Source organism: Martinezella multihospitum (assembly GCF_900094585.1).
Taxonomy (GTDB): domain Bacteria; phylum Pseudomonadota; class Alphaproteobacteria; order Rhizobiales; family Rhizobiaceae; genus Rhizobium; species Rhizobium multihospitium.
Window position 1 is genome coordinate 912,158 of sequence record NZ_FMAG01000001.1, and the last position, 20,558, is coordinate 932,715.

Genomic DNA, 20,558 nt, shown 5'->3' on the forward strand with positions numbered 1-20,558 from the left:
AGATGGCTTTAATCAATAAAGCGGAGTTTTGCAATCCAGTTTTAGATCGACTTTTGCGAGCACCACATCAGGCCCGTAGCGCGGCCGCCGGGCTGGAGCGTAGCGCACTGAACGCCGGCACGATGGAGATGATCGCGGCAACCCCGGCAAAGCCTCCGACAAGCCAGAGATCATCGAAAGAAAAGCCGACGGGCAGGCGCACGGCGGTCGCTGCCGCCAGTCTGGCAGAGATAACCAGCGCTGCGGCATAGCCGAGCGTAATGCCGAGCAGGATGCCGGCGGCGAACAGGACGAAGAGCTCGCCCCAGACGAGCGCGACGATCGAGCGGACCGGTGTTCCAAGCGCCCGCAGGGCGCCGATCTGCCGGCGGCGCGAACCGACATGCATGATGGTTACCAGCACGATCGCGGCAATCACGATCGCCTGCGTGCCGAGCGCGATCGCCAGCAGCAGGCTGCGGGCATCGCCGAGTGTCGCATAAAGCCTGGTCAGCACCTCGGCCGGGAAAATGCCGAGCGTCGTTCCGGTTCGATATTCCTGCCTGAGACGGTAGGCATCGGCAATCGTCTTCGGCTTGACGAGAACAGCCGGAACACCGGGCGTCTGCGCATCGAAATGCTCATCGATCGGCGCATCGGCATCGACGTGGCCGTGCTCATGGCCCTCTTCGCGGCCGTCGGCATGCTGATGTGTCTCCGCTGCGCCACGCACATTGGCTTCGTCGCCATCGTGGTCGTGATGGTCCGCGCCATGCATGCCGTGCAACTGCCAGACGGCACGGATCGGCACCAGGATCGCGCGATCCCAGGCTGTTCCCGTCGGCACCATGCGGCCGGTGACCTTATAGGCAATGGCCGTATGGGTTTCGCCGCCGGTCTCGGCCGTGCCATGCATCGGCTTGATCTCGGCACCGGCCGACAAGGCGACATCGGAACCGACCACCGCTTCGCCGAAGCGCGAGAACATCGCCCCCTGCGACAGCGATGGCGAGAGGGACGAAATGAGGCTCGTGGTCGTGCCGACGATAGGGTACCCGTAGGCAGAATCGCCGAAGCCGACCGGTGCCGCCAGTTCCACGCGGGGATCATTGGCGAGATGGGAAAGAACGGCACCCTCCATCAGCGGCAACGGCGCCGGCTGCAGGAAGACGGCTGAAAGCGCCAGCTGCGTCTCGCTGCCGGCGGCTCCGACGAGCAGATCGAATTTCTCGGCGGCGCGGGCGCTACCGAGCCGGACGGCCCGCTCCTGCAAGGTAACGGTGACGCTCAGCGCGACCGACAGGGCAATCAGCACCACGACGGCCAGCGCACCGCTCCAGAAGCGTCTGAGGTCGGCAAGGATGAAGGTGATCATTGCGCAGCAACCTCTTGGCTGTCTTCCTCGATCCGCCCGTTTGCCAGACTGATGCGGCGGCCAAGGCGCTCGGCGAGTGCGGCATCATGCGTGACGACGACAAGCGTCGTCCCCTCTTCGGCCGAAAGCTGCAGCAGAAGCTCCGCAACCTCATTGCCTGCCCGACGATCGAGGCTCGCCGTCGGCTCGTCTGCGACGATGACGCCGGGACGCGACAGCAATGCGCGGGCAACGGCAACGCGCTGCATCTCGCCGCGCGACAAGGTCTCGATCTTCTGCTGCGGGCGGGCAATGCCGGTCACGGACAATAGATAAAGCGCGCGCTCCCGTTCCTTGGCTGAAAGACGCCGCGCCAGCTTGATCGGCAGCACGACATTCTCGAAGGCGGACAGGCCGGGAAAGAGGTGAAAATCCTGCATGACGAGGCCGATATTGCGGGCGCGGAAAGCATCGCGGCGGCCGGATGACAGGCGGGTGATCTCCGTGCCGCTCCAGGAGACGCTGCCATTCCCCACATCTTCCAACCCGGTAATGGCATTGACGAAGGTGCTCTTGCCGGAACCGGAGGCACCGGTGATCGCAAGCCTGCCGCCCGCCGGCAGATGGAACCGGTCGATGGCGAGCACCGGCGCGGCCAAGCCGGGAAACTGCATTTCAAGACCGGAGATATCAAGTGCAAGCATGTGCTCAGACAGTCCTGAACGAGGCGTCGCGGAGACGCAACTGGCTGATGAAGCCGGTTTCCGGATCGGTCCAGGAGCCGAATTCCAGCACGCCGCGCGCCTTGATCGGCGCATTGTACTGCACGAATGTCTGCTTGGAGGAGAGATAGACGACCATGATATTGTCGGGCCAGTCGGCATCGGACGAGCAGAACGGGCAGAGCGACATCGGGATTTCCGTGAGCACGAAGAAGGCCGCCTCCGCCTTCAAGGGCGGCGCCATGAAGCCGTTGATGGCCACTTCCTTGCCGCTCAGCTGTTTCACCTTGTCGGAAAATTCGAGCCCGAGCGGGCCGAAACTCTTGTAGAGCTCGCCGAAGCCCAGCGTCTCGGAGGCATTCGCACGTGCCGCAATGCCCATGACAGGCAAAGCCGCGGCAGCGGCCAGAAAGCCTCGACGATTGATGGTGGCGATCCTGTCCCCGGACATCGCATACCCCTATGAAAGATGAGAAGACAGGCGGCTTTGACACCGCCTGTCCTTGGTCACACCGTCTCTAACGACTTACATCTTCTCTGTGCCGAACGCGAAAGTATCGGCCAGCACACGATAGACGTCGCTCTGTTCCATGTAGCCACGGAAGCCTTCGGCACCGGGGCCAGCGGCCTGCAGCACGACATCATCGACTGCGTGGACACCGCTGTCCTCGTCCCGCGGAATGTTGCCCTGCACGAAGACGGCACCGGGCACGTCCTTGTAGGCTTCGTTGGCAACATATTCCTTCTTCTCGTTCTGGATCGCCGGAACGAAAGGACCGTCGAGCTTCGGACGGAAGGTCTCGTAATGGTCGGGACCGTTGTTGGCGGCGATGAACAGACGACGCGAAACGTCGACACGGTCCGGATAGCCGTCGCCGTCCTTGTCTTCATAGTTCGGGAAGCCGGCGGCCGCGTAGGTACCGACCTTTTCACGCATCTCGGTGCCCTTCTTTTCGTCATCGACGGTGCCGATGATCGAGACGCCATGCGTGTGGTCACCGGTGACGACAACAAGCGTATCCGGGTTCTTGGCCTGGAATTCACGGGCGACGGCAACGGCCTTGTCGAACTCGATGGTTTCGACCAGAGCGCGGTCCCAGTCGAGCGGGTGGCTCATCTTGTCGATGGAGGCGCCCTCGACCACGAGGAAGAAGCCTTCCGGGTTCTTGGCAAGCTTGTCGAGCGCGACCTTGGTCATGTCGACCAGGCCCGGCTGGTTCGGGAACTTGTCGACGGTGCCCTTCTTCAGGAACTCGCGGTCGAGCGTGACGTCGAGGTTGCCGGTATGGAAAAGACCGAGCAGCTTGTCCTGGTTCGAGCCGGCAGCGGCCGCCAGTTCGTTCTTGTCGGTGGCAACGGCATAGCCGGCGTCCTTGAAGAGCGCGATATAGTCCTTGTCGTCCTTGCGCTTGGAGCCCGGAACGCTCTTCGACAGGAAATAGGCCGAGCCGCCGCCGAGCAGCACATCCGGCTTGACATCGTACATCATGCCGACGATCTCGGCCTTGTCGCCGCGCTTGCGGGTGTGAGAAACGAGCGCTGCCGGCGTCGCGTCTTCGACTTCGGCCGTGGTCACGATGCCGAGCGACTTCTTGCCGGTGCGGCGCAGGGCCTCGCCGATCGTTTCGACCTTCGGGTCGTCCAGGCTTGCCGGCGTGCGGTCAGCATAGACGCCGAGCGCGTTGACCGCAGACTTGTGGCCGGTCATGTAGGCCGACATGGTGTTGGCGCTGTCGGTGGCGATGGCCGAGGTCGAGGATGTGCCGATGAAGGCGACCGGCGGGATATCGTCCATTGCGAGACGGCCATTGGCCTTGCCTTCGGTCATGCCCTTGGACATGATGCGGGCGCCGGTGCGATGCGCAACCGAGAGACCGTCGCCGAGCAGGAAGATGATGTTCTTGGCCTTCGGCGTGGCCGACGTGCCGTAGACATCCCAGTTGACGGACTTCTTCTCGTCGCCGGCCGAAACCTCGACCTTGTACTGGCCAGGCTTTGCGAGCTTGACGCCGCGCAGGATCAGGGCCGATCCGAGAACCTTGTCTTCGGCACCCTTTTCTTCGGCGACGAAATCAGCCGCCTTGCCGAAAACGGCATCGTAGCTTTCGCCGTTGACCGTGACCTTCACGTCTTCCGGCTTGACGACCTTGCTGAATTCCACCTTGAAATCGAACGGTGAGCCGGCGAGTACCGTTGCCCGGTCCAACGGATAGACTGTCGCTGCATGGGCTGCGCCGGACATTACGGTCGCAGACATCATGGCGAGAAGAAGTTTACGCATTTATACCCCCTGCGTTTGGTTGCTTCCCGCCTCCCACTTATAAAAGCCAGATGACAATCATGTAAAATGAGGTCAACTTTCTCAACCGCTAATTCCAAAACGATGATCAGTAAGTAAGGTTGATTGTATGTTCCGCATCTAAAATGCCGGTCGAACGTACGGACCTTCCTTTCAATTCGACACAATCCGCGCGACCCTCGCCATGCAAGCTAGACCGAAATTCATGATGTCAAAACTTGCCATCCTCATAAGATAAGCGAATACTACGCACGCTTCGTGAGGATTCTGAGAGTTTTGCGCAATGGATGAACAGCTCGACAAATTGGATCTGCGCCTGCTGGAGGAGCTTCAGAAGGACGGCAGATTGACGAACAACGAGCTCGGCGAGCGCATTGCGCTTTCGCCGTCGCAGTGCTCGAGGCGACGCACAAGGCTGGAGGCGGAAGGCTATATTCGTAGCTACCAGGCCAATCTCGACCGGCAGAAGCTGGGGCTGGACATGCTCGTCGTCATTTCGGTAACGCTTGCCACCCACAACAGGGATAATGCCCGCCGGTTTTCGCAGCTTATCAACGGTCTGCCGGAGGTGCTGGAAGCCTATGCACTGACAGGCGAAATGGACTATCACCTGAAGGTCGCCACCCGCGGGCTTACCGATCTCTCCCGTTTCGTCAACGATGTGCTGCTGCCGCATGAATCCGTTCAGCACGTGAAGACGGCGATCGTCCTCGATACCCTCAAGACCTTCGAAGGATTTCCGATCTCCCCGCCGCAAGGCTGACATGGCGCCGGCGTTCGATGATCGTAGCCACGCGACCCTGCCCTATCGGGCATCAAGCGCAAGTTTTGAGGGCTTGCTTTCGGCGCATGCAGCCTTTCCAATCACGCCAAAGACAATATCCTTGGCGAGGACAGGTTGCATGACCGGCACGGACGTACAAACGCGGTATTTCGAAGAATTTGCTGAAGTCCTGCTCAGATGTAATCATCTATACCATCCCAGCAACGATTCCATTGCCTTGCGCAATGCTGTCGAAAGCAGGCGTCAGATCGAGATATTCGACTATAGTCGTTCCGCCGATGCCTTCACCCGTGCATTCGGCATGCGAAATTCACTGAAGTGCCTGCAGGCACTCACCAGCCTCGAAGCAACGATCCACAAATATAGAAGGGTATGCGATCTCGGCTGCGGCTCCGGCGCCTTCAGCCTTGCCTTTGCCTATCTCGCCGACAATCCCGAGCTGGAGCTTCACGGGCTGGATATATCCGAACATCAGCTCTCTCTCGCCAGGGAATTGATGTCAGCGGCTGGGCTATCTGGACGTTTTCAGTTCGAGCAACGAAACCTGCCGGCGCAGATAGACTATCTTCCCGACCTGACGATCTCCTCTTACTGGTTTTGTGAAAATAAGCACGTCATCGACGATCCGCTGCTGTTCGACCTTATGGCCGGACGGGAGATATTGATCGTCGATTATGAAACGATCATCGACCGTATCGCAACCTGTCTTCCGAAAAGCTTCCATGTCCTCGCGCGGCATAGCGCCCAGGTCGAAATTCCTCCCGCGCTGGCTGATTTCGTTGCGCAGGAAAGGGCAAGCGTTTACGGCATCCATATCGGTCGGACCAACATCTAGACGGATACGAGACGTTGCCGTCTTTGCAAAATGCACACGAGCCCTTGAAAGGCAAACGCCGGCTTCCCAGCTATTGGCCAACCCGCTGGTCCGGGCCCCTCTGGTGAGAGCCGTCGGCGCTCTCGCGATGTCGGACCTTTCCGACACCGCGCCGACAGGGGTTTTCCGTCATGGAAACGTCTTTGCTCTTCGTGGAGTGGCTGGGAAAGCCGCTCTGGATGTGGGCGAGCTTCCTTGCGCTCGTCATCGCCATTCTCTCCTTCGATCTCGGTGTCCTGCATAAGGAAAACAAGGAGATCGGCGTCGGCGAGAGCATCAAGCTCTCCGTCCTTTACATCACGCTCGGCCTCGCCTTCGGCGGCTGGGTATGGTGGTATCTCGGTGCCGATTCCGGCCTGGCCTATATGACGGGCTTCGTCGTCGAAAAGACGCTGGCTCTCGACAACGTCTTCGTCATCGCTCTCATCTTCGCCTTCTTCGCCGTGCCTCGTCTCTATCAGCACCGCGTGCTCTTCTGGGGCATTCTCGGCGTTATCGTGCTGCGCGCGATCATGATCGGTGTCGGCGCGACGCTGGTCGCCGAGTTCTCCTGGCTGCTCTATGTTTTCGCCGCCTTCCTCATCATCACCGGCATCAAGATGCTGGTCGTGAAGGATTCCGAGCCCGATGTGTCGAAGAACCCGCTGGTGCGCTTCATGCGCAGCCGCTTCAACGTCACCGACCATCATCACGGCGAGCACTTCTTCGTCAAGCAGCCGCATCCGCAGAACGGAAAAATGGTCTGGTTCATCACGCCGCTTTTCATGGCACTCGTGCTGATCGAAGTCGCCGACGTGATCTTTGCCGTGGATTCGGTCCCTGCGATCTTCGCCATCACGACTGACCCCTTCATCGTCTATACGTCGAACATCTTCGCGATCCTCGGCCTGCGCGCCCTCTACTTCGCACTCGCCGCCATGATCCACCGCTTCCAGTATCTGAAGCCGGCGCTTGCCATCGTGCTCGTCTTCATCGGTTCGAAGATCTTCGTCGCCGATATGCTGGGCCTGGAAAAATTCCCGGCGGCCCTCTCGCTCGGCATCACCTTCGCCATCATCGCAAGCGGCGTCGGCTGGAGCCTGCTGAAGACACGCAACAAGACCGAAAGCGCCTGATACCGCGAGGTGTCCCACTCCGGGGCACTTCCCTCCCCGCTTCAAACGGATTTCCGATAAGGTACAGACATGATCTCCAATCTCCTCGCAGCTCTTTTTGCAACTTTCGCCCTTGGTCCGCTTCAAGCCGAAATCGAGCGGCACGCCGTTGCCGCCGGCCAGCCCGTCGAGATCATCAGGCAATCGCAGGCATGTCTCTCGTCCGAGGTCCCGGCGCTGGCACAACGCGCCTCCGAAGACACTTTCTGGACGATTTCCACCGTCATCGGCCTGTCGACCGGCTGGAGCAGCCCTGCCGATCTGCTCGACAAAAGCAATCCGGACTGCGCGCCTGTCATCAAGCTTATCCAAGGAAAGAGCGAAGGTACCGATGAAGCCTGACACTTTGTGCAAGCACGAAATTCCGGTGACCTCATCCGGTGATGTCCGATGACAGAACAGGCTGCCGGCACGGCTGAGCATGATGACAGGGCGTCCACTCGCCTGCACCATCTCGCCAGGCTCGCCCATGAGCAGGGTGGCATCTCCATCGGCGAGGTGCTCTGCGGCCTCGGGCATACCAGCATGGCCTTTACCATCCTCTTTCTGTCGCTGCCCGCGCTGATCCCGATACCCGGACCGTTCGGCGTCGTTTTCGGAAGCGCTCTCGCTCTGGTGGCTGCACAGATCGCGATGGGCCGGCGGACGATATGGCTCCCCGCCTTTCTCAACCGGCGCCGGCTTTCGCCGGCAGTCGTGGAGCTCGTCGTGCGCTATAGCGCGCCGATCCTCGCCAGGGTAGAAACCGTCGTTCGCCCGGGCCGTCTGGGCGCTTTCACGGGCGGCACCATGCAATGGCTGCTGTCCTTTCCGATCCTGCTGCTGGCGATTGCCATTGTCCTTCCGATCCCGCTTGGCAACTATATGCCGGTCGTTGCCCTCGTGGCGATCTCGGTCGCCCTGATGGCACGGGACGGATTGCTGATCCTAGGGGCGCTGTTCGTCTCCGCGCTAGCCTTCGTCGCCACGGCCGGTCTCATCCAATTGGCCTTCATTGGCCTGAATGCAATCGGATCGTAGGCACCTTGCACGGTGAGGAAGACAGCGGATGATTTTGCGGCCAGTTGCCGCGCTTGTCCGCAACAGCCTTTTCAGGTCTTGCCAATAGCGGCAAGCCTGCCATCTATGCCAGCGGCGCATTTCTCAGCCATTAGGTTCCGGCCTGTAAGATCATCTGTGCAGAGGATTTCATCGCATGCCATCAAAGCCCCTGTCCTTCGTCCGCATGATTGCCCTCAGCAGCTCGGTCGCCATCGCGCTTGGCGCGCAGACGGCGACGGCGCAGGAAATGTCGGCTGCCTCTCAATGGCCCGACACGCCGACCTCGCGTCTGGAAGCACTGGCGATCCTCCAGACACTGAATGCCGATCTCCTCAGCAATGCCAGCGCTACGCTGACGCTCGACCGCTGGTGTGCTGCGCATAAGCTTGCGCCGGAAGGCTCGAAAATCGTTGCGCAGCGCGTGCGCGGTCAGGACAAGCCGGCCGATGATTCAATCCGGAAGCTGCTGGCGGTCGGACCTGACGAGCCTGTCGCCTATCGTCGCGTTCGCCTGGCTTGCGGAGACCGTATCCTGTCTGAGGCGGACAATTGGTACGTGCCGGCAAAACTCACGGCCGAGATGAACAAGTCGCTTGATACGAGCGACATCGCGTTCGGCCGTGCGGTTCAGGCCCTCAATTTCACCCGCACGAACCTGTCGGCAAAGCTGCTCTGGTCGCCTCTCCCGCAAGGATGGGACGCCGGCGCCGATCTGCCGCCATCCGGGAGCGGATCTCTCGCCCTGCCTTCCTTTCTTCTCGAACATCATGCCGTGCTGAAACTGCCGGATGGAACACCGTTCAGCGCATTGATCGAAAGCTATACCAGCCAAGTGCTGGACTTCCCTGCTCCACGTCTACCGTCGCAATAAGTGGCCACCCACCTTGTCGGCCTGATGACGCGACGTAAGCGCATATAAGGCATTCTTGGCGCCCTCGTCGCCTGAAGTCTGCCATATTTGCGCCGTGATCGCTGAAGAATGCTGGCGCAAAACGGATGGAGCCAATCAATGGCAGGCGAGCGATTTTCCTTGTCAGCCAGGATTTCCCGCATCTGTTAGGGTCTCGTTCAGCAAAGCAGCGCACAAATATGAATTCTGGGTCTAAGCGTGTGGCAGGCGAGCTTGTGGGGCAGGCAGGCTGTCAACATTGCTTTTGACGGCAGCGGCGCATGCGGACCCAGGATATTTGATAGGAGAACTAATTCCGTGCGGTTGAGATATGCCCTTCGAAGCGTCCCCCAGATGCTCAGCCTTTGCTCCCTCGCTCTCGTCATTCCCGCAATATCGCAATCCCTGGCAGCCGCCCGGCAGCCGGATATTCCGGCTTGGCTCGGAGCCTATGTCGGTACTGGCGACGGACAGATAGCCCAACCAGTCCTGCAAAGAGCACGCGCGCTCTACATGCGAAAAGTGAGCGAAGGCACGGTCAAAAATCCCTGCTATTTCGCCATGGACGCAACCCGTCCAAACACTCCAAATGATGGCAAGTCCGCTGGCCGCTTCTATATCGTCTGCGAGGCGACACAGACCTTCCGTGTCGTTTCATCCGGCCACGGCAGCGGCCGCGATCTCAAGGGCGTCGCAGATTTCGGCAATGGACGCATGTGCGCCAAGAACTTCGGCAATGCGATGGACTCGAACCTGACGACGGGCGGTTCCTATGTGACGGAGGAGACGAAGACGACCTTCAAGGGCTACTATCGTCTCTCACAGACGAAGGAAGCCGCCTACCTCCGAACGTTCCTCCAATTCGATGGTGAAGGCGATACCGCTAATGCACGGCAGCGGGCGATCGGCGGACATGCCGCCGCCAAGGTTGCGGGCATCTGCATGAAGAAGGATCCGCAGAGCCCCTATGCCAACCGCGACGGCTATGTTCCGCTCGGAAAGCTGGTGGAATATGCCGGCGGCCGCAGCGACGGCTGCACAAGCTGGGCAGCATCGGATGCCAATCAGATTATCTCCATGGTGAAGGACAATCCGACCACACTTTACATCTATCCGGAGTCCTCGGACATCAAGGCGATCGCCAAGACCGTTGCGGCGGGGCGCTCTCCGGCCCAATCCGGACTGTATTGGAACGACTCCTGCCTGAAGGAGATCGGCACGCCCAAGTTCTGGCCCAAGGAAAGCCTCGAGCCAATCATCGTCCAGTACAAGAAGGACCATCCGGCACCGCCTGCCAAGCCGATCCCGATTTGCGACCAGCCGTGACCGATCCCGAGGGCTAAATCAAGAAATTTGGCAGGTGACGGCCGGGATCATTGCTGCGCCCGTTTAAGCGCGCCGGGATGCAATTTCTCCTGTCGCCGTCAGCATGCCGCCCAGTATCCTCGCCTGTGGATACCGCTGTACTGGATCAAGGACGCGAAAATATATGGACATTTGCTGGTAAAAACGGCATAAAAGCTGGGCATCGGCGGGCGATAAGAGCGCCTCCCATGACTTATTCAGCCAAATTGACTGAATTTTACATAGTCTCTAGCCGATTGATTTCATTGAAATAACGCCGCAATCAGAAGCTATCTTTCCTTTTGCTGCCGCTAGCCCTGCACGAAGGTCGCACGCCATCTTTCGCATCAACGAAAACTGGTGTCGATGCGTCTCAGCAGACGCGATCAGGTCTGCATTAGAACAGCGCTGCGAAATTAGAGCCTAGGCGGTACCGGATATCAATCTTTTCACATTGAAATTGGAACCAGCTAGGCCACCTTTCGCGCGATCGTGGTGGTATTTGCCCGCAGAAGGCTCATAAGCATGGGACCGACCGCAAACTCTCCTTTCTCCGTTCGCCGTGTCAGATCGCGAAGATAGCCGCCGGCTGAATTGATGTGTGGGGCACGTTGGAGGATGCAGGCGATCACGGTGGCAGCATTTTCTGTCCCCATGATCCTGCAAGCCTCCTGATGGGCTCCAGGGCTGATATCGAGTGTTGATTTGACGATGATCGAGGCTGTAAGCAGATCACGCCAGTTGCTGATGGTTCCTGCCGGTCCATAAGCCATGATGTCCGGGCAGGCGCGGAGAATGAGGTCTAGTGGGAAAGACTTCAGTTCCGCCGGAGTCTTCTTGCGAGCTTCAATGCGAGAGCTGTGTGATGTTGAAGATGCTGGTTCGATAGCTCCTGGAGATGTTAGGGCTTCCGGTGTCGCGGGAATTGTCCGCGGGACTGTAGTCTCGTCTAGCAGCACTTCTCGCTGTTTGGCCTCGATTTCAGATTCAATAAAGGATTCGGAGTCTGAATTCTGTATGTGCCGCTCATTTTGATAGGGATTGCCGCCTAGTTTCGTGGCTTTTACGTGTGTTTCCAATTGGTTGATGATTTGGTCGTGCAGACGGCTGAGCTTATCCAGGAGAACGTCCAGCTCCATTGCGGTCGGAGATCGCGAAACCCCGTCGATCAAGGCACGGAAAGCCACATAGACGGCTTCCCAGGGGCCTTCTACAGCCTCGGTAAGGGCGGTTTCGATCAGCTTGGCGATATCGCGTCTGTGGAGGCTAATGCGCTCGCGCAGGCTCTGGATATGGAACCGCTCGGCCGCAACCTGGGCGGCGAGATGTTCGATCTCTTCAGCGCGTGCGAGAAGGGGCGCCAATGAGAAGCCAAAGGCCTCATTGAGGTCCCCTGCCCTGCTCCGGCGAGCATAACGCTTGCCGTTGGGGCTATCTCTGCGCACGAGAAGCCCGGCAGCGATCAACGCAGCCAAGTGGCGGCGAATGGTTTGCTCGGCCATCCCATGGGCGCGCAAGGAGAGCTGCGCGTTCGAGGGAAACACGATCAGGTTGGCGTCATCCGATAGTTCGTTCTTCGGATAGAAGCTCAAGAGGGCATTGAGAACTGCAAGCGCACGATCCGTCACCCCGAGAAGAGGCTTGGCTTCACAGAGCGCACGATAAATCTTCCATTTGTCGACGGATCTGATGGGCTTCCCATGCTCGGCTCGTCTTTGAGCCATCAACATGGCAAGCGTCATCGGCCGCCGCCCAAAAGGCGTCGTCACATATTCGGCTTCCATTTTCTTTCACCTACGTTGTGGCAAAAGAAGACAGCTCACCAAAACGGCGTCAAAGACTCTTGACTGTGATTCGGGGAAATGCGATTCTCGATTTGCTTAAGATCAGAGAAGGGCTTCCACGACGACGTCGTTTGGGGGCCTTTTTCTTTTGCGGGTTACGTTTCCTTTCCTTGCTGAAACTCGTTGAAGAGAGATTGCAGTCTCTCCTGCACGAACTCGTCGAAACCAGGCGCAGCCTTGCTGTCGAAAACAAAGGTGGCGCGCGCTGGCGTTCGCTTAAAGGTTACCGGAACTCCGGTTATGGATGAGGGAACTGCGGCGCTCTTGGCAGAAGCGGGCTTTCCCGTTGCCAGAATGAGTGCACGCTGGAAGCGCTCGTCGCTAGACATCTTCCGATAGTTGTCCGCGGACAACTCGGCAACGATCGGCTCGGATGCAATGCTCTCAAGACGCTCTCCCAGCTCCAGCCATCGTCTGCGGCCGATCTCGGGGGCGGGTCCAATTGCGCTGATAAGCGGCAGAGGCACCTGTCTCGTGACGATCAGCATCTTGGAAAGCGCTGCCTTATCCACGCCGAGTGCTGCCATGATGGTATCGCGGCCGAAACCGCGCTGCTCGAGGCGCAATGCAAACAACGCTCGCTCGACATAGGAGAGATTGGTGCGTGCGCTGTTTTCCTGGCCCTGACTGACCACCAGCTGGTCATCCGTGAGCTGACGCACGACCGCGCGCACCTTGATGCCGAGCTCCTTCGCAGCGGCCAGACGGCGATGGCCGTAGGCCACCTGAAAGCGCCCCTTGGACTCCGGATGCGGTCGCACGAGGATCGGAACCTGCTGGCCGTGCTCGCGTATCTGCTCGACGAGCTGGCCGAGCTCAATCGGATCTATTTCGAGGCGATCGGTAACGAAGGATCCGTCGATGACATCGGGATCGATGTCGACGACCGTCTGTCCTTCCGCCAGCTGCCGTTCAAGGTCGCTGGCGCGCTCCATCTTCTCCGTGATGTTTCCGAGCGTCCTCGTAATGCCGCCCACCGGACCGGCACCCCTCGCCTGCGGCAGGAAGCCGGCAATCGGACGATTGTCCTTTGCTGCTGGCGCATCCGAGCGCGCCGTATTCGGCGCCGAGATTTCAAGGAGATTTTTGCGCGCCATCTATTTATTTCCTTCCCCAAGTCAGGCGGAGATGCGTCTCGATCTCGCTGTTGACGAGATTGAGCGAATCCAGAGCCCGGTCGTAGGTACCCCTGGTGAATTGGGCACGATCGACCTCATAAAGCGTTTGTTTGGTGACGCCGGCATCGGCGACGGCCGTCGACTTGACCATGGCATTCTGCAGCATGCGATTGCCGAAGATTGCTCGCATGAAGCCGGTCATCTGGCTTTGTGGCCCGTCGTTCGGTTCGAAACGAGTGACGAGATAGCGCATCCAATCGTAGCTGGTGCGCCCACCCGCATTCTCGACTACGGACATGAGTTCGCTCGTCATGGTGAGAAACTGCGACATGGACATGACGTCGAGCATCTGCGGATGAACGGTGATGAGGATCGATGTCGCGGCGCAGAGCGCAGACATCGTCAGGAAACCCAGCTGCGGTGGGCAATCGATGACAACGACATCGTAGAAACTCTCGATCTCGGTCAGAACCTCACCAATGCGAGCAAAGAACATCGTCTCCGCACGTCCTGCCGCCATTGCGCGCGGCGTTTCGTGCTCGAACTCCATGAGCTCGAGATTGCCGGGGATCAGATGCAGGTTCGGTGTGTAGGTCGAGCGGACGATATCGGCGATCGGACGCGGCTCTTCATAGCGGATGGCGCCGTAGAGCGTTTCATTTTCACCAACATCGAGTTCCGGCTGATGACCGAAGAGGGCAGACAAGGAGGCCTGCGGATCGAGATCGATGGCCAGCACGCGATAGCCCCTCAGCGCCAGATACTGGGCGAGGTGGGCGGCAGTGGTGGTTTTGCCCGAACCACCCTTGAAATTCATGACCGAGATGATCTGAAGCTTTTCCGATCCTCTGCGCCAGGGGACATATTTGGGTGTCCCGTTGCGCTCATCCAGTACCTTGCGGATGCGGTCCATGTCTTCGGCGGCATAAAGCCGGCGCCCATTGGAAAGCGGGTCGGGTCCATGACCTTCGGCTGCGATCTGGCGAAGATAACCCTCGCCGATACCGATGAAGGAAGCGGCTTCGGCCGGCGAAAACATCCGCATAGTTTTCTGTGACTGAGGCGGGAAGATCTTTGCCTGATGTTGCTGGAGCTGATAAGACAATTCCTGCGCATCTGTCGCCAGAAGCGTTGGAAGGTGCTCTTGATCTTCTTGTAGCACAAGACTCGGCTGCATGGTTGTTTTCCCAATTAACTGCGCAATTGTGACAGAATGCTACTGAACTACGCAGTTACAATATGCTCCGATTCGTGTCCGTTTTACAAATGCTTAGATAAAAGGCAGTTTTTGATGCATTTTTGCGCGTCAACAGCGTGTTGCGACGTTCGATCTGCGGCCGCTTTACTATCCCGACGATTTGAGCCAGGCCGATCCGGAAAGTGATTCGCTTCGCCCGGTATTCCTGGATGAGTGGTGAGTAGTCCGCGGACCACTCTCGCTGGAGACCCGGCAGGCTTCTGGAATGATCGCATCTAAGGGCGATACTTCGTGGATGGAGATCAACTCACCGGTAGTCCGCGGACTACCGGGACGCAGCCGGAATTGCCGCCCACCGCGTCAATGCGCCAGAGGCGAAGCGCTTCCGTTACAGTCATTGCAATAATGATGAAGAGGCTATGAAGCGATGCGCCCAGGGCGCATCAGCGGGCGGCGCGATCGGAACGTCGGCCGAGCAGGGAGGCTCGAATAAGTTCGGCTTTGCTCAAGGCTGGCGGTGGTGGCGGCTCTTCGCGTTGGACCGCAGCCTTGGCCTGCGTTTGACGCAGCGTGATCAGGCGCTGCTGTGCGGCAAGCCTGTCTTCGGCCGAAAGCGGCTCGACGGGATTGCCGGCGAGATCGTGCCGCATGGAATCCGGCTGGGCGCAGGCATGATAATATCGCTTGGAATGCAGAAACGCGCTGGTGGAGCGACGCAGAGACATGACCGGCACGTCAGCTTTCAAAAGCGGACGGATTTCATTCCAGAGGCCAAGTGCAAAAGGACGGATAGGATCGCCGGCTTTGACGGGCAGGATACCGATGGGGTGGAGCAAGAGCGTGTTGATCGCGGCTGCCTTCTTGACATCGAGCTCGGTCGCCACGATCGGCTCGCGATTGGTTGTCCAGGGTTCTTCCATCAAATCGTTCCTCTGCGTGCAATTCCATTACGGACTGATTGTGAAGTGATTTTGACGGGATGGCAAAGAAATCTGTCCCCGCTTGTTCGCCCTCACGCCAAGCCGACGTTCATATATGAGGTGGTGCAGCCTGCAGCAAGTTTTTGGTTAACGAGATTTTTATGGTTGGACGGCTAGCTTTCGCAAAGCCGCGATAGGTAGCGCGTACGCGGCGCATCTTCCCTCAATCCCGAATTTGTAACAAGCTGCCTGCGAAAATGTCGCAGGGCTCGGGTTTGTGCGGACCGTCGTGTCTCAAAGAGGGAGGGCTCTTTATCCGGGCGGTCGCAAACCACATGCCGGCGGAGCAAGTTGCGGCCGATTGGCGGCGGTCGATGGTGCTCGTCAGGTTTGCGGTTGTTCAGACTGGCCGCATCTTTCGAGTGGTCTGCGCGCCGGGTGGCGCAGCAGAGTATTGTTCAGATTTGAACTTCGCTTCCCACACCAGCTGCTGGCTTCGGTTGTCCGACGCTCGCCATTGCTATCCTCCGGCGCCCCGTAGCATCTTTCATCGGCAAGGCAGGGAAAGAGCATTCGCATTTGAGTGGTGCCGCAGACGAAGCGGGGTTCCGAGAATAAAGCCATGGAGGGCAGGGGCAGCTATCGAGCGGGAACGCGCGATACTCCTCTAGCGTCGTCAAGCCAAGCTGACGACCTTCGGCGCATTGAAGAGGCGGCTCTATATCAGGGTGCGGCTTTCATAGGTTGAAGCATATTCCGCGGGTATTGCGACGTAATCTGTGAGCCGATGAAAAATCTGGAGATAGTTGTTATGGGCGGCTTGGCTGACGGCGGTCGTAGCGGTAGATACAGCAGCACGGCCGACACGATCCAAGTTCGAATGGCTCGTCAGTCATCGGGGGAAGTATTCTTGAACATAGCAGCATCCCTTTCACTGGGTATCGTCGTTTCACTCATGTTCGGTTCGAGTGCGTTGGCTTTCGACAAATCTTCCTTCTTCGATGCCGCCCTTTGCAAGCCGCCTTATTCGACGGCCAGCGCGACAAAGATGTATGACGAGGCTGAAAAGCTCGCGAAGGCGGATACGTCGCTCATGACGGCTGCTGTCTATAAAATGTCCGCGGACTTTGGCCGCCAAGGCTTCAAGGCGAATGAAGTCGTCTTCGCCGGAACGAGCTTCGGCATTCTGGTCGAGGGCTTGCGGGCGGACGATCTGGCCAAGACCTATCACCTGACATCGGATGGGCTTGGCAATCTTCTCGGCACCGCAACGAAGTCATATGGGCGGGCTTTGCGCAAGGCTGAGCAACCCGCGACCGAGATGGGAGTGGTGTCCGTGGTCGCCCGCGAATCCGCGGCCTTCCCCGGCAAGACGCTGCTGGCTTGCGAGTTCGTCTCGCATGAAGATCTCGAAGCCATGAAGAGTATGCAATCACTACCGAAGTAGTGTGCACCGGGGTGTGACGCCGCTGCTTTTTCCTGCGGCTGGAAGGCAACGGCATATGGTCTTCCGCGGAAGAGGAGCCCTGGGGCGCAATCTGCTGCTCCGAAGCGGCTCTTGGTTCGATATCTCCGTATCCGGTTTCTCGGCATCGCCTGAATTTGATTGTAGGGGTGGTCGCGTGTGGCGGAAGCAAAATCTTAAATAGCTTCGGCTAGGCGAAGTATTAACCATAATCTCAAGCTATTGTGAAACCCGTCGTTTGGCGTTTCCGGGCCGCAGCATCGTAAGTGGGGCAGAAAGGGGGATCGTTTCGGCTTGGAAGCCGACGAACGCAAAATACCACCGCTGGCTGAATTGGCGGCCGCACCAATCTGACGATCATCCTTTAGGCCAAGATCTCCTGCCCTGCATCGCCGGTGTATCACAGGATACCTGCTATCATCTCTTTGAACCGCAAGTTCCAACGGAGGCCTAAAGCCGAACTATGATGCGGTCAGCTCAGAATGATAGGCTTCAGTGATCCGCCGCGCCATTTGTGCCATTTGGTCATCAGCTATACGCAGAACCCCGTGCTCCGCCATCAAAGCATGGTATTGCTGTTCCTTGAGCGGTACACCTGCAGGCAAGGGGACGACATGAAAATGTAAGTGGCTGTTGGCTTGTTGACTACCGAGTGAAAGCACATAAATTCGCTCGGCGTGAAACACCTTTTTGAGGGCGCGAGACAACAGGTGCACCTTTTCCTGTAATCGGAGATATTCTTCCGTCGACAGATCTTGAGCCAAATCCTCTCGGTGCTCTCTCGGGCAGACAAGGCAGTAACCAGGCAATGTTGGATACTTGCTCAGGAAAATAATCGTCTCGTCGTTCTCAAAAATGCGATGGTGAAAGCAGGAGGGATCATTCCTGACCAAGCCGCAGATGAAGCATGGTTTTGTTTCGCTGTCGTGCACATAGGCTTTGAGATCAAATGGTTGCCGGTCGTTCATTCTGAGCTTCTACCTTGTTGCTCGGCGGCGTATCGGCTTTCAATTTAGCGCATCAGCTCAGGTTGTGAAGTTGCTCCAGCAATGCCATCCAATCTGCTCCACGTACCGATGCTACGGTACGTGGAGCAGATTGGATGGCATGTTCAAACTCGGTGGAACGAGCGGCGAGCGCCGCCTGTCAATCGAACGATAAATAACTCTGCGCTTCACAGGGAGCAGAGTTCCAAGCTGCTAGCGCCTCATGATGCGACGGACGTGCTGCAAGTTGGGGCTTAAGTACGCTAGCTTTCGGCAAGCCTGCCGACGCGCTAGCGCACTTACCCGTCTGCCGTCAAAAGGGAATGGTACGGCAAGCTTCAGATCATGCCGAAGCGGCATTATTGTCCGACCAGGGCGCCCGCCTTATGGCAAGCACGCTGCCCGGCCCGTGTACGGCGGCGAAGAGTAGTCCGGCTACGAAAACAAAGTGATCGACGAAGAAGCCGAATTCAGCTTGGTTGCCGGCCCAACGAGCCGGACCATGGAATGAGAATCCAAGGAAGATGACATAAACGGCTGCAGCGAGCGCTGCGGGGACGAACAAAGCACCGGTCAAGAAAGCAACGGCAAGCAGCACTTCAAGGATCGCGGCACACCAAGCCAGGAATAATGGAAACGGGAAGCCGGCGGCGGCAATATAGCTGGCGGTCGCGCTCATATCCATAAACTTGAACGAGACGGCCATCACGAAGACGGCGGTGAAGATGAGGCGAGCGATGAGAATGGCGGCTGTCTGCCAAATTGATTGAGCGTTTTCCACGATATCCCTCCGGGTTGATGTGGCTGATATTCCAAGGACGGCCAACCGAAGGTGATTCCGACAAGGTGGACGGAAATTATTTGCCGGCGCTGATCCCGGGAAGCATGAGGCACCTGTGTGATAGCGGATGGGGTTATTGCAGCGTTGTGCGTCAATTCGAACGATGCGGCGTCTTTCAAGACTCCCGCGATTGTCCGCCCGCGCCAAGAATATGGCTCGTGATGACATAGCGATCGTTCTCGTCCAGTTCGACGGGATCCACCAGGACGACAGAAGGCTCTCCGGTACCGGATATCAGAATGAAAGAATAGGGGTTCGTTGTCTCGTCGTTGGCCACTAGGAGCGATCTCTGGAGCAGTCGTGCCAGTTGGCTGGCAGCTTCAAGAATGGGCGGAGGGTGCAGGTCACTGGAGTGGTAGATGCTGATGATCTGCGAATAGTCATCGAAAGATTCCGACGACACCAGGCATGTTGCCGGCATATCCGCGATTTGCGCTATGTCATGGATTACGTCCACGCTGTCTGCATCGACGCAGAGCACGGCAGCAATGGAACGCCGCAGAAGATCGTCGTCAGCACGCTTTTCAAGAGAGGCATCAAACCAGATCATTGCCCACGATTCCGATTTTCAGGATTTGTGTCATGCAGCAGCCTCAATAGTCAAAGCTCTTCCGTCGCTTCAAAGTTCGAAAACCAATCAGCTTCGTGGTCGCCATTTGCATCGCTTCGCAGGACATGCGGCCATGGACGATTACGCAGTCATCCACTCCATCAAAGCATTCTGGGCGTGAAGCAAAAATGCCTTGGCCACTTGGCTTTGGCAGGCTGGATACAGCATTGCATCCACCGTCACTTCCCGACCTCTCGTGACTGGTGGACACGGCAAAAAGATAGTGCCTTGCTTTCCTTCGTTGAGAATCGAAGCCGACACCCGATACTCGGCCAGCGTCTCTTCCTCTGCATCCGTTGGCCATGAATCGGTAATGATGACGTCCGCATCGAGCAGATGGCGAATGTCCGTGCTGCTTTCAAAATTCGGGTTCAGAAGGTCCGGGTCGGTGACGTGCCAGCGCTCCGGATAGACCTGAACCATGTGCATCGGCATCGATCGCGATGCCTCGACCCATGATCTCAATATATTGGCGTCTGGCGCAATTCCGACAACCTTGAGGCCATCAAGCGTTCCTCTTACGCTCTTGATATAGGCAAGATCGCCAAGCGTTTCGCAAGGGTGATTGGTTCTTGTTCGGGCATTGATGACGGGTGCTTCCGCGGCGGCGGCAAGTTCATGCAGGGTTGCAAGCTCTTTTGTCCTGACGACAAGAAGATCAAACCAATTATCGAGGTAGCCCGCTAGATCGGCTGTGGGTTCGCGAGTGCTGAAGTTGATGGGAGGTTGAGCGGATATGCCGCCCATCGCTTTCACGCCGAGATCGAAAGCGGTCGTGTTTCTCCATCCCGTGTCGTCGACAATGATGCCGACGCGCTTGCCGAACAGGGCTTGCGGCATGGTGCGCTCATGCCAATGCCTTGCAAGTTGGTCCGCTCGGTCAATAATCCCAAGGGTAATGCTCGGGGGCAACGAGTGAAACTCGAGAAAATCTCTGTTCGACGTAAAATTCATAGCGTTTCCCAGGTTGAATTCAGCAGACCCTCCGCAACGGAGGCGAGGCGCTCACCCTAGGCAGTTTTCGATCCGGCGCAATGGAGAGAAGCGTCAGCCGCCCGGCGCTGCCGTCGACGGTTTTACCTTTCCGGAGGCCGACATGAGGTCCGGAGCTTGCGTGATCTCGACTCAGACGGTGC

Annotated in this window: 20 protein-coding genes; 8 read left to right on the top strand and 12 right to left on the bottom strand. The window is 58.2% G+C overall.

From position 1 onward, the window contains the following. Positions 1-67: 67 nt before the first annotated feature. From GA0061103_RS04100 to GA0061103_RS04115, 4 genes are all read right to left on the bottom strand, one after another. The gene (locus GA0061103_RS04100) at positions 68-1,354 is read right to left on the bottom strand and encodes an ABC transporter permease (RefSeq protein WP_092707316.1); all 1,287 of its coding nucleotides are present in this window, start codon (positions 1,352-1,354) and stop codon (positions 68-70) included. Then, positions 1,351-2,037, bottom strand: coding sequence for an ABC transporter ATP-binding protein (locus tag GA0061103_RS04105; protein WP_092707318.1), 687 nt, complete (start codon positions 2,035-2,037; stop codon positions 1,351-1,353). The genes GA0061103_RS04100 and GA0061103_RS04105 overlap by 4 nt, the downstream gene beginning before the upstream one ends. Before the next feature lie 4 nt (positions 2,038-2,041). Beyond that, on the bottom strand, positions 2,042-2,506 hold the full coding sequence (locus GA0061103_RS04110) for a hypothetical protein (RefSeq protein ID WP_092707320.1): 465 nt from the start codon (positions 2,504-2,506) through the stop codon (positions 2,042-2,044). Between the two features lie 75 nt (positions 2,507-2,581). After that, entirely contained in the window at positions 2,582-4,336 is a 1,755-nt protein-coding gene (locus GA0061103_RS04115) for an alkaline phosphatase (RefSeq protein WP_092707322.1), read from the bottom strand. A 301-nt stretch (positions 4,337-4,637) separates the two neighbouring features. Here GA0061103_RS04115 and GA0061103_RS04120 point away from each other — a divergent pair, with 301 nt between their 5' ends. The 7 genes from GA0061103_RS04120 (at position 4,638) to GA0061103_RS04150 (ending at position 10,422) form a co-directional block, all read left to right on the top strand. Next, positions 4,638-5,117 (top strand): Lrp/AsnC family transcriptional regulator, encoded by a 480-nt coding sequence (locus tag GA0061103_RS04120; protein ID WP_092707324.1) that lies wholly within the window; start codon positions 4,638-4,640, stop codon positions 5,115-5,117. 139 nt (positions 5,118-5,256) lie between these two features. Further along, positions 5,257-5,973 carry an SAM-dependent methyltransferase gene (locus GA0061103_RS04125; RefSeq protein WP_092708623.1) on the top strand — a complete coding sequence of 239 codons (717 nt, stop codon included), beginning with the start codon at positions 5,257-5,259 and terminating at the stop codon, positions 5,971-5,973. A gap of 170 nt (positions 5,974-6,143) precedes the next feature. Next, positions 6,144-7,127: a TerC family protein gene (locus GA0061103_RS04130; RefSeq protein WP_092707326.1), complete on the top strand. Its 984-nt coding sequence runs from the start codon at positions 6,144-6,146 to the stop codon at positions 7,125-7,127. A 69-nt stretch (positions 7,128-7,196) separates the two neighbouring features. Then, positions 7,197-7,508, top strand: coding sequence for a hypothetical protein (locus tag GA0061103_RS04135; protein WP_092707328.1), 312 nt, complete (start codon positions 7,197-7,199; stop codon positions 7,506-7,508). 48 nt (positions 7,509-7,556) lie between these two features. After that, positions 7,557-8,186, top strand: coding sequence for an exopolysaccharide biosynthesis protein (locus tag GA0061103_RS04140; protein ID WP_092707330.1), 630 nt, complete (start codon positions 7,557-7,559; stop codon positions 8,184-8,186). 175 nt (positions 8,187-8,361) lie between these two features. Then, positions 8,362-9,078 carry a hypothetical protein gene (locus tag GA0061103_RS04145; protein WP_092707332.1) on the top strand — a complete coding sequence of 239 codons (717 nt, stop codon included), beginning with the start codon at positions 8,362-8,364 and terminating at the stop codon, positions 9,076-9,078. A 336-nt stretch (positions 9,079-9,414) separates the two neighbouring features. Further along, the gene (locus GA0061103_RS04150; RefSeq protein ID WP_092707334.1) at positions 9,415-10,422 is read left to right on the top strand and encodes a hypothetical protein; all 1,008 of its coding nucleotides are present in this window, start codon (positions 9,415-9,417) and stop codon (positions 10,420-10,422) included. Positions 10,423-10,910: 488 nt separating this feature from the next. Here GA0061103_RS04150 and repC read toward each other — a convergent pair whose 3' ends face one another. The 4 genes from repC to GA0061103_RS04170 form a co-directional block, all read right to left on the bottom strand. Beyond that, positions 10,911-12,224, bottom strand: coding sequence for a plasmid replication protein RepC (gene repC / locus GA0061103_RS04155; protein WP_092707336.1), 1,314 nt, complete (start codon positions 12,222-12,224; stop codon positions 10,911-10,913). Positions 12,225-12,379: 155 nt separating this feature from the next. Then, a complete protein-coding gene (repB, locus tag GA0061103_RS04160) occupies positions 12,380-13,381 on the bottom strand; it encodes a plasmid partitioning protein RepB (protein WP_092707337.1) in 1,002 nt (333 codons plus the stop codon). A 4-nt stretch (positions 13,382-13,385) separates the two neighbouring features. Further along, the gene (repA, locus tag GA0061103_RS04165) at positions 13,386-14,579 is read right to left on the bottom strand and encodes a plasmid partitioning protein RepA (RefSeq protein WP_092707339.1); all 1,194 of its coding nucleotides are present in this window, start codon (positions 14,577-14,579) and stop codon (positions 13,386-13,388) included. A gap of 464 nt (positions 14,580-15,043) precedes the next feature. After that, complete coding sequence (locus GA0061103_RS04170) at positions 15,044-15,520, bottom strand: ProQ/FINO family protein (protein WP_092707341.1); 477 nt, start codon at positions 15,518-15,520, stop codon at positions 15,044-15,046. Between the two features lie 910 nt (positions 15,521-16,430). Between GA0061103_RS04170 and GA0061103_RS04175 the strand changes: the two genes are divergently transcribed. Next, complete coding sequence (locus tag GA0061103_RS04175) at positions 16,431-16,967, top strand: hypothetical protein (RefSeq protein WP_245304649.1); 537 nt, start codon at positions 16,431-16,433, stop codon at positions 16,965-16,967. Positions 16,968-17,446: 479 nt separating this feature from the next. Here GA0061103_RS04175 and GA0061103_RS04180 read toward each other — a convergent pair whose 3' ends face one another. The 4 genes from GA0061103_RS04180 to GA0061103_RS04195 all read right to left on the bottom strand — a co-directional run bounded on the left by GA0061103_RS04180 (position 17,447) and on the right by GA0061103_RS04195 (position 20,376). Then, complete coding sequence (locus GA0061103_RS04180) at positions 17,447-17,953, bottom strand: HIT family protein (protein ID WP_092707343.1); 507 nt, start codon at positions 17,951-17,953, stop codon at positions 17,447-17,449. Between the two features lie 361 nt (positions 17,954-18,314). Continuing rightward, positions 18,315-18,752 (bottom strand): DoxX family protein, encoded by a 438-nt coding sequence (locus GA0061103_RS04185; RefSeq protein ID WP_208603477.1) that lies wholly within the window; start codon positions 18,750-18,752, stop codon positions 18,315-18,317. Positions 18,753-18,927: 175 nt separating this feature from the next. After that, complete coding sequence (locus tag GA0061103_RS04190; RefSeq protein WP_208603478.1) at positions 18,928-19,362, bottom strand: hypothetical protein; 435 nt, start codon at positions 19,360-19,362, stop codon at positions 18,928-18,930. Positions 19,363-19,503: 141 nt separating this feature from the next. Then, positions 19,504-20,376 carry an ornithine carbamoyltransferase gene (locus GA0061103_RS04195; RefSeq protein ID WP_092707345.1) on the bottom strand — a complete coding sequence of 291 codons (873 nt, stop codon included), beginning with the start codon at positions 20,374-20,376 and terminating at the stop codon, positions 19,504-19,506. Positions 20,377-20,558: the final 182 nt, after the last annotated feature.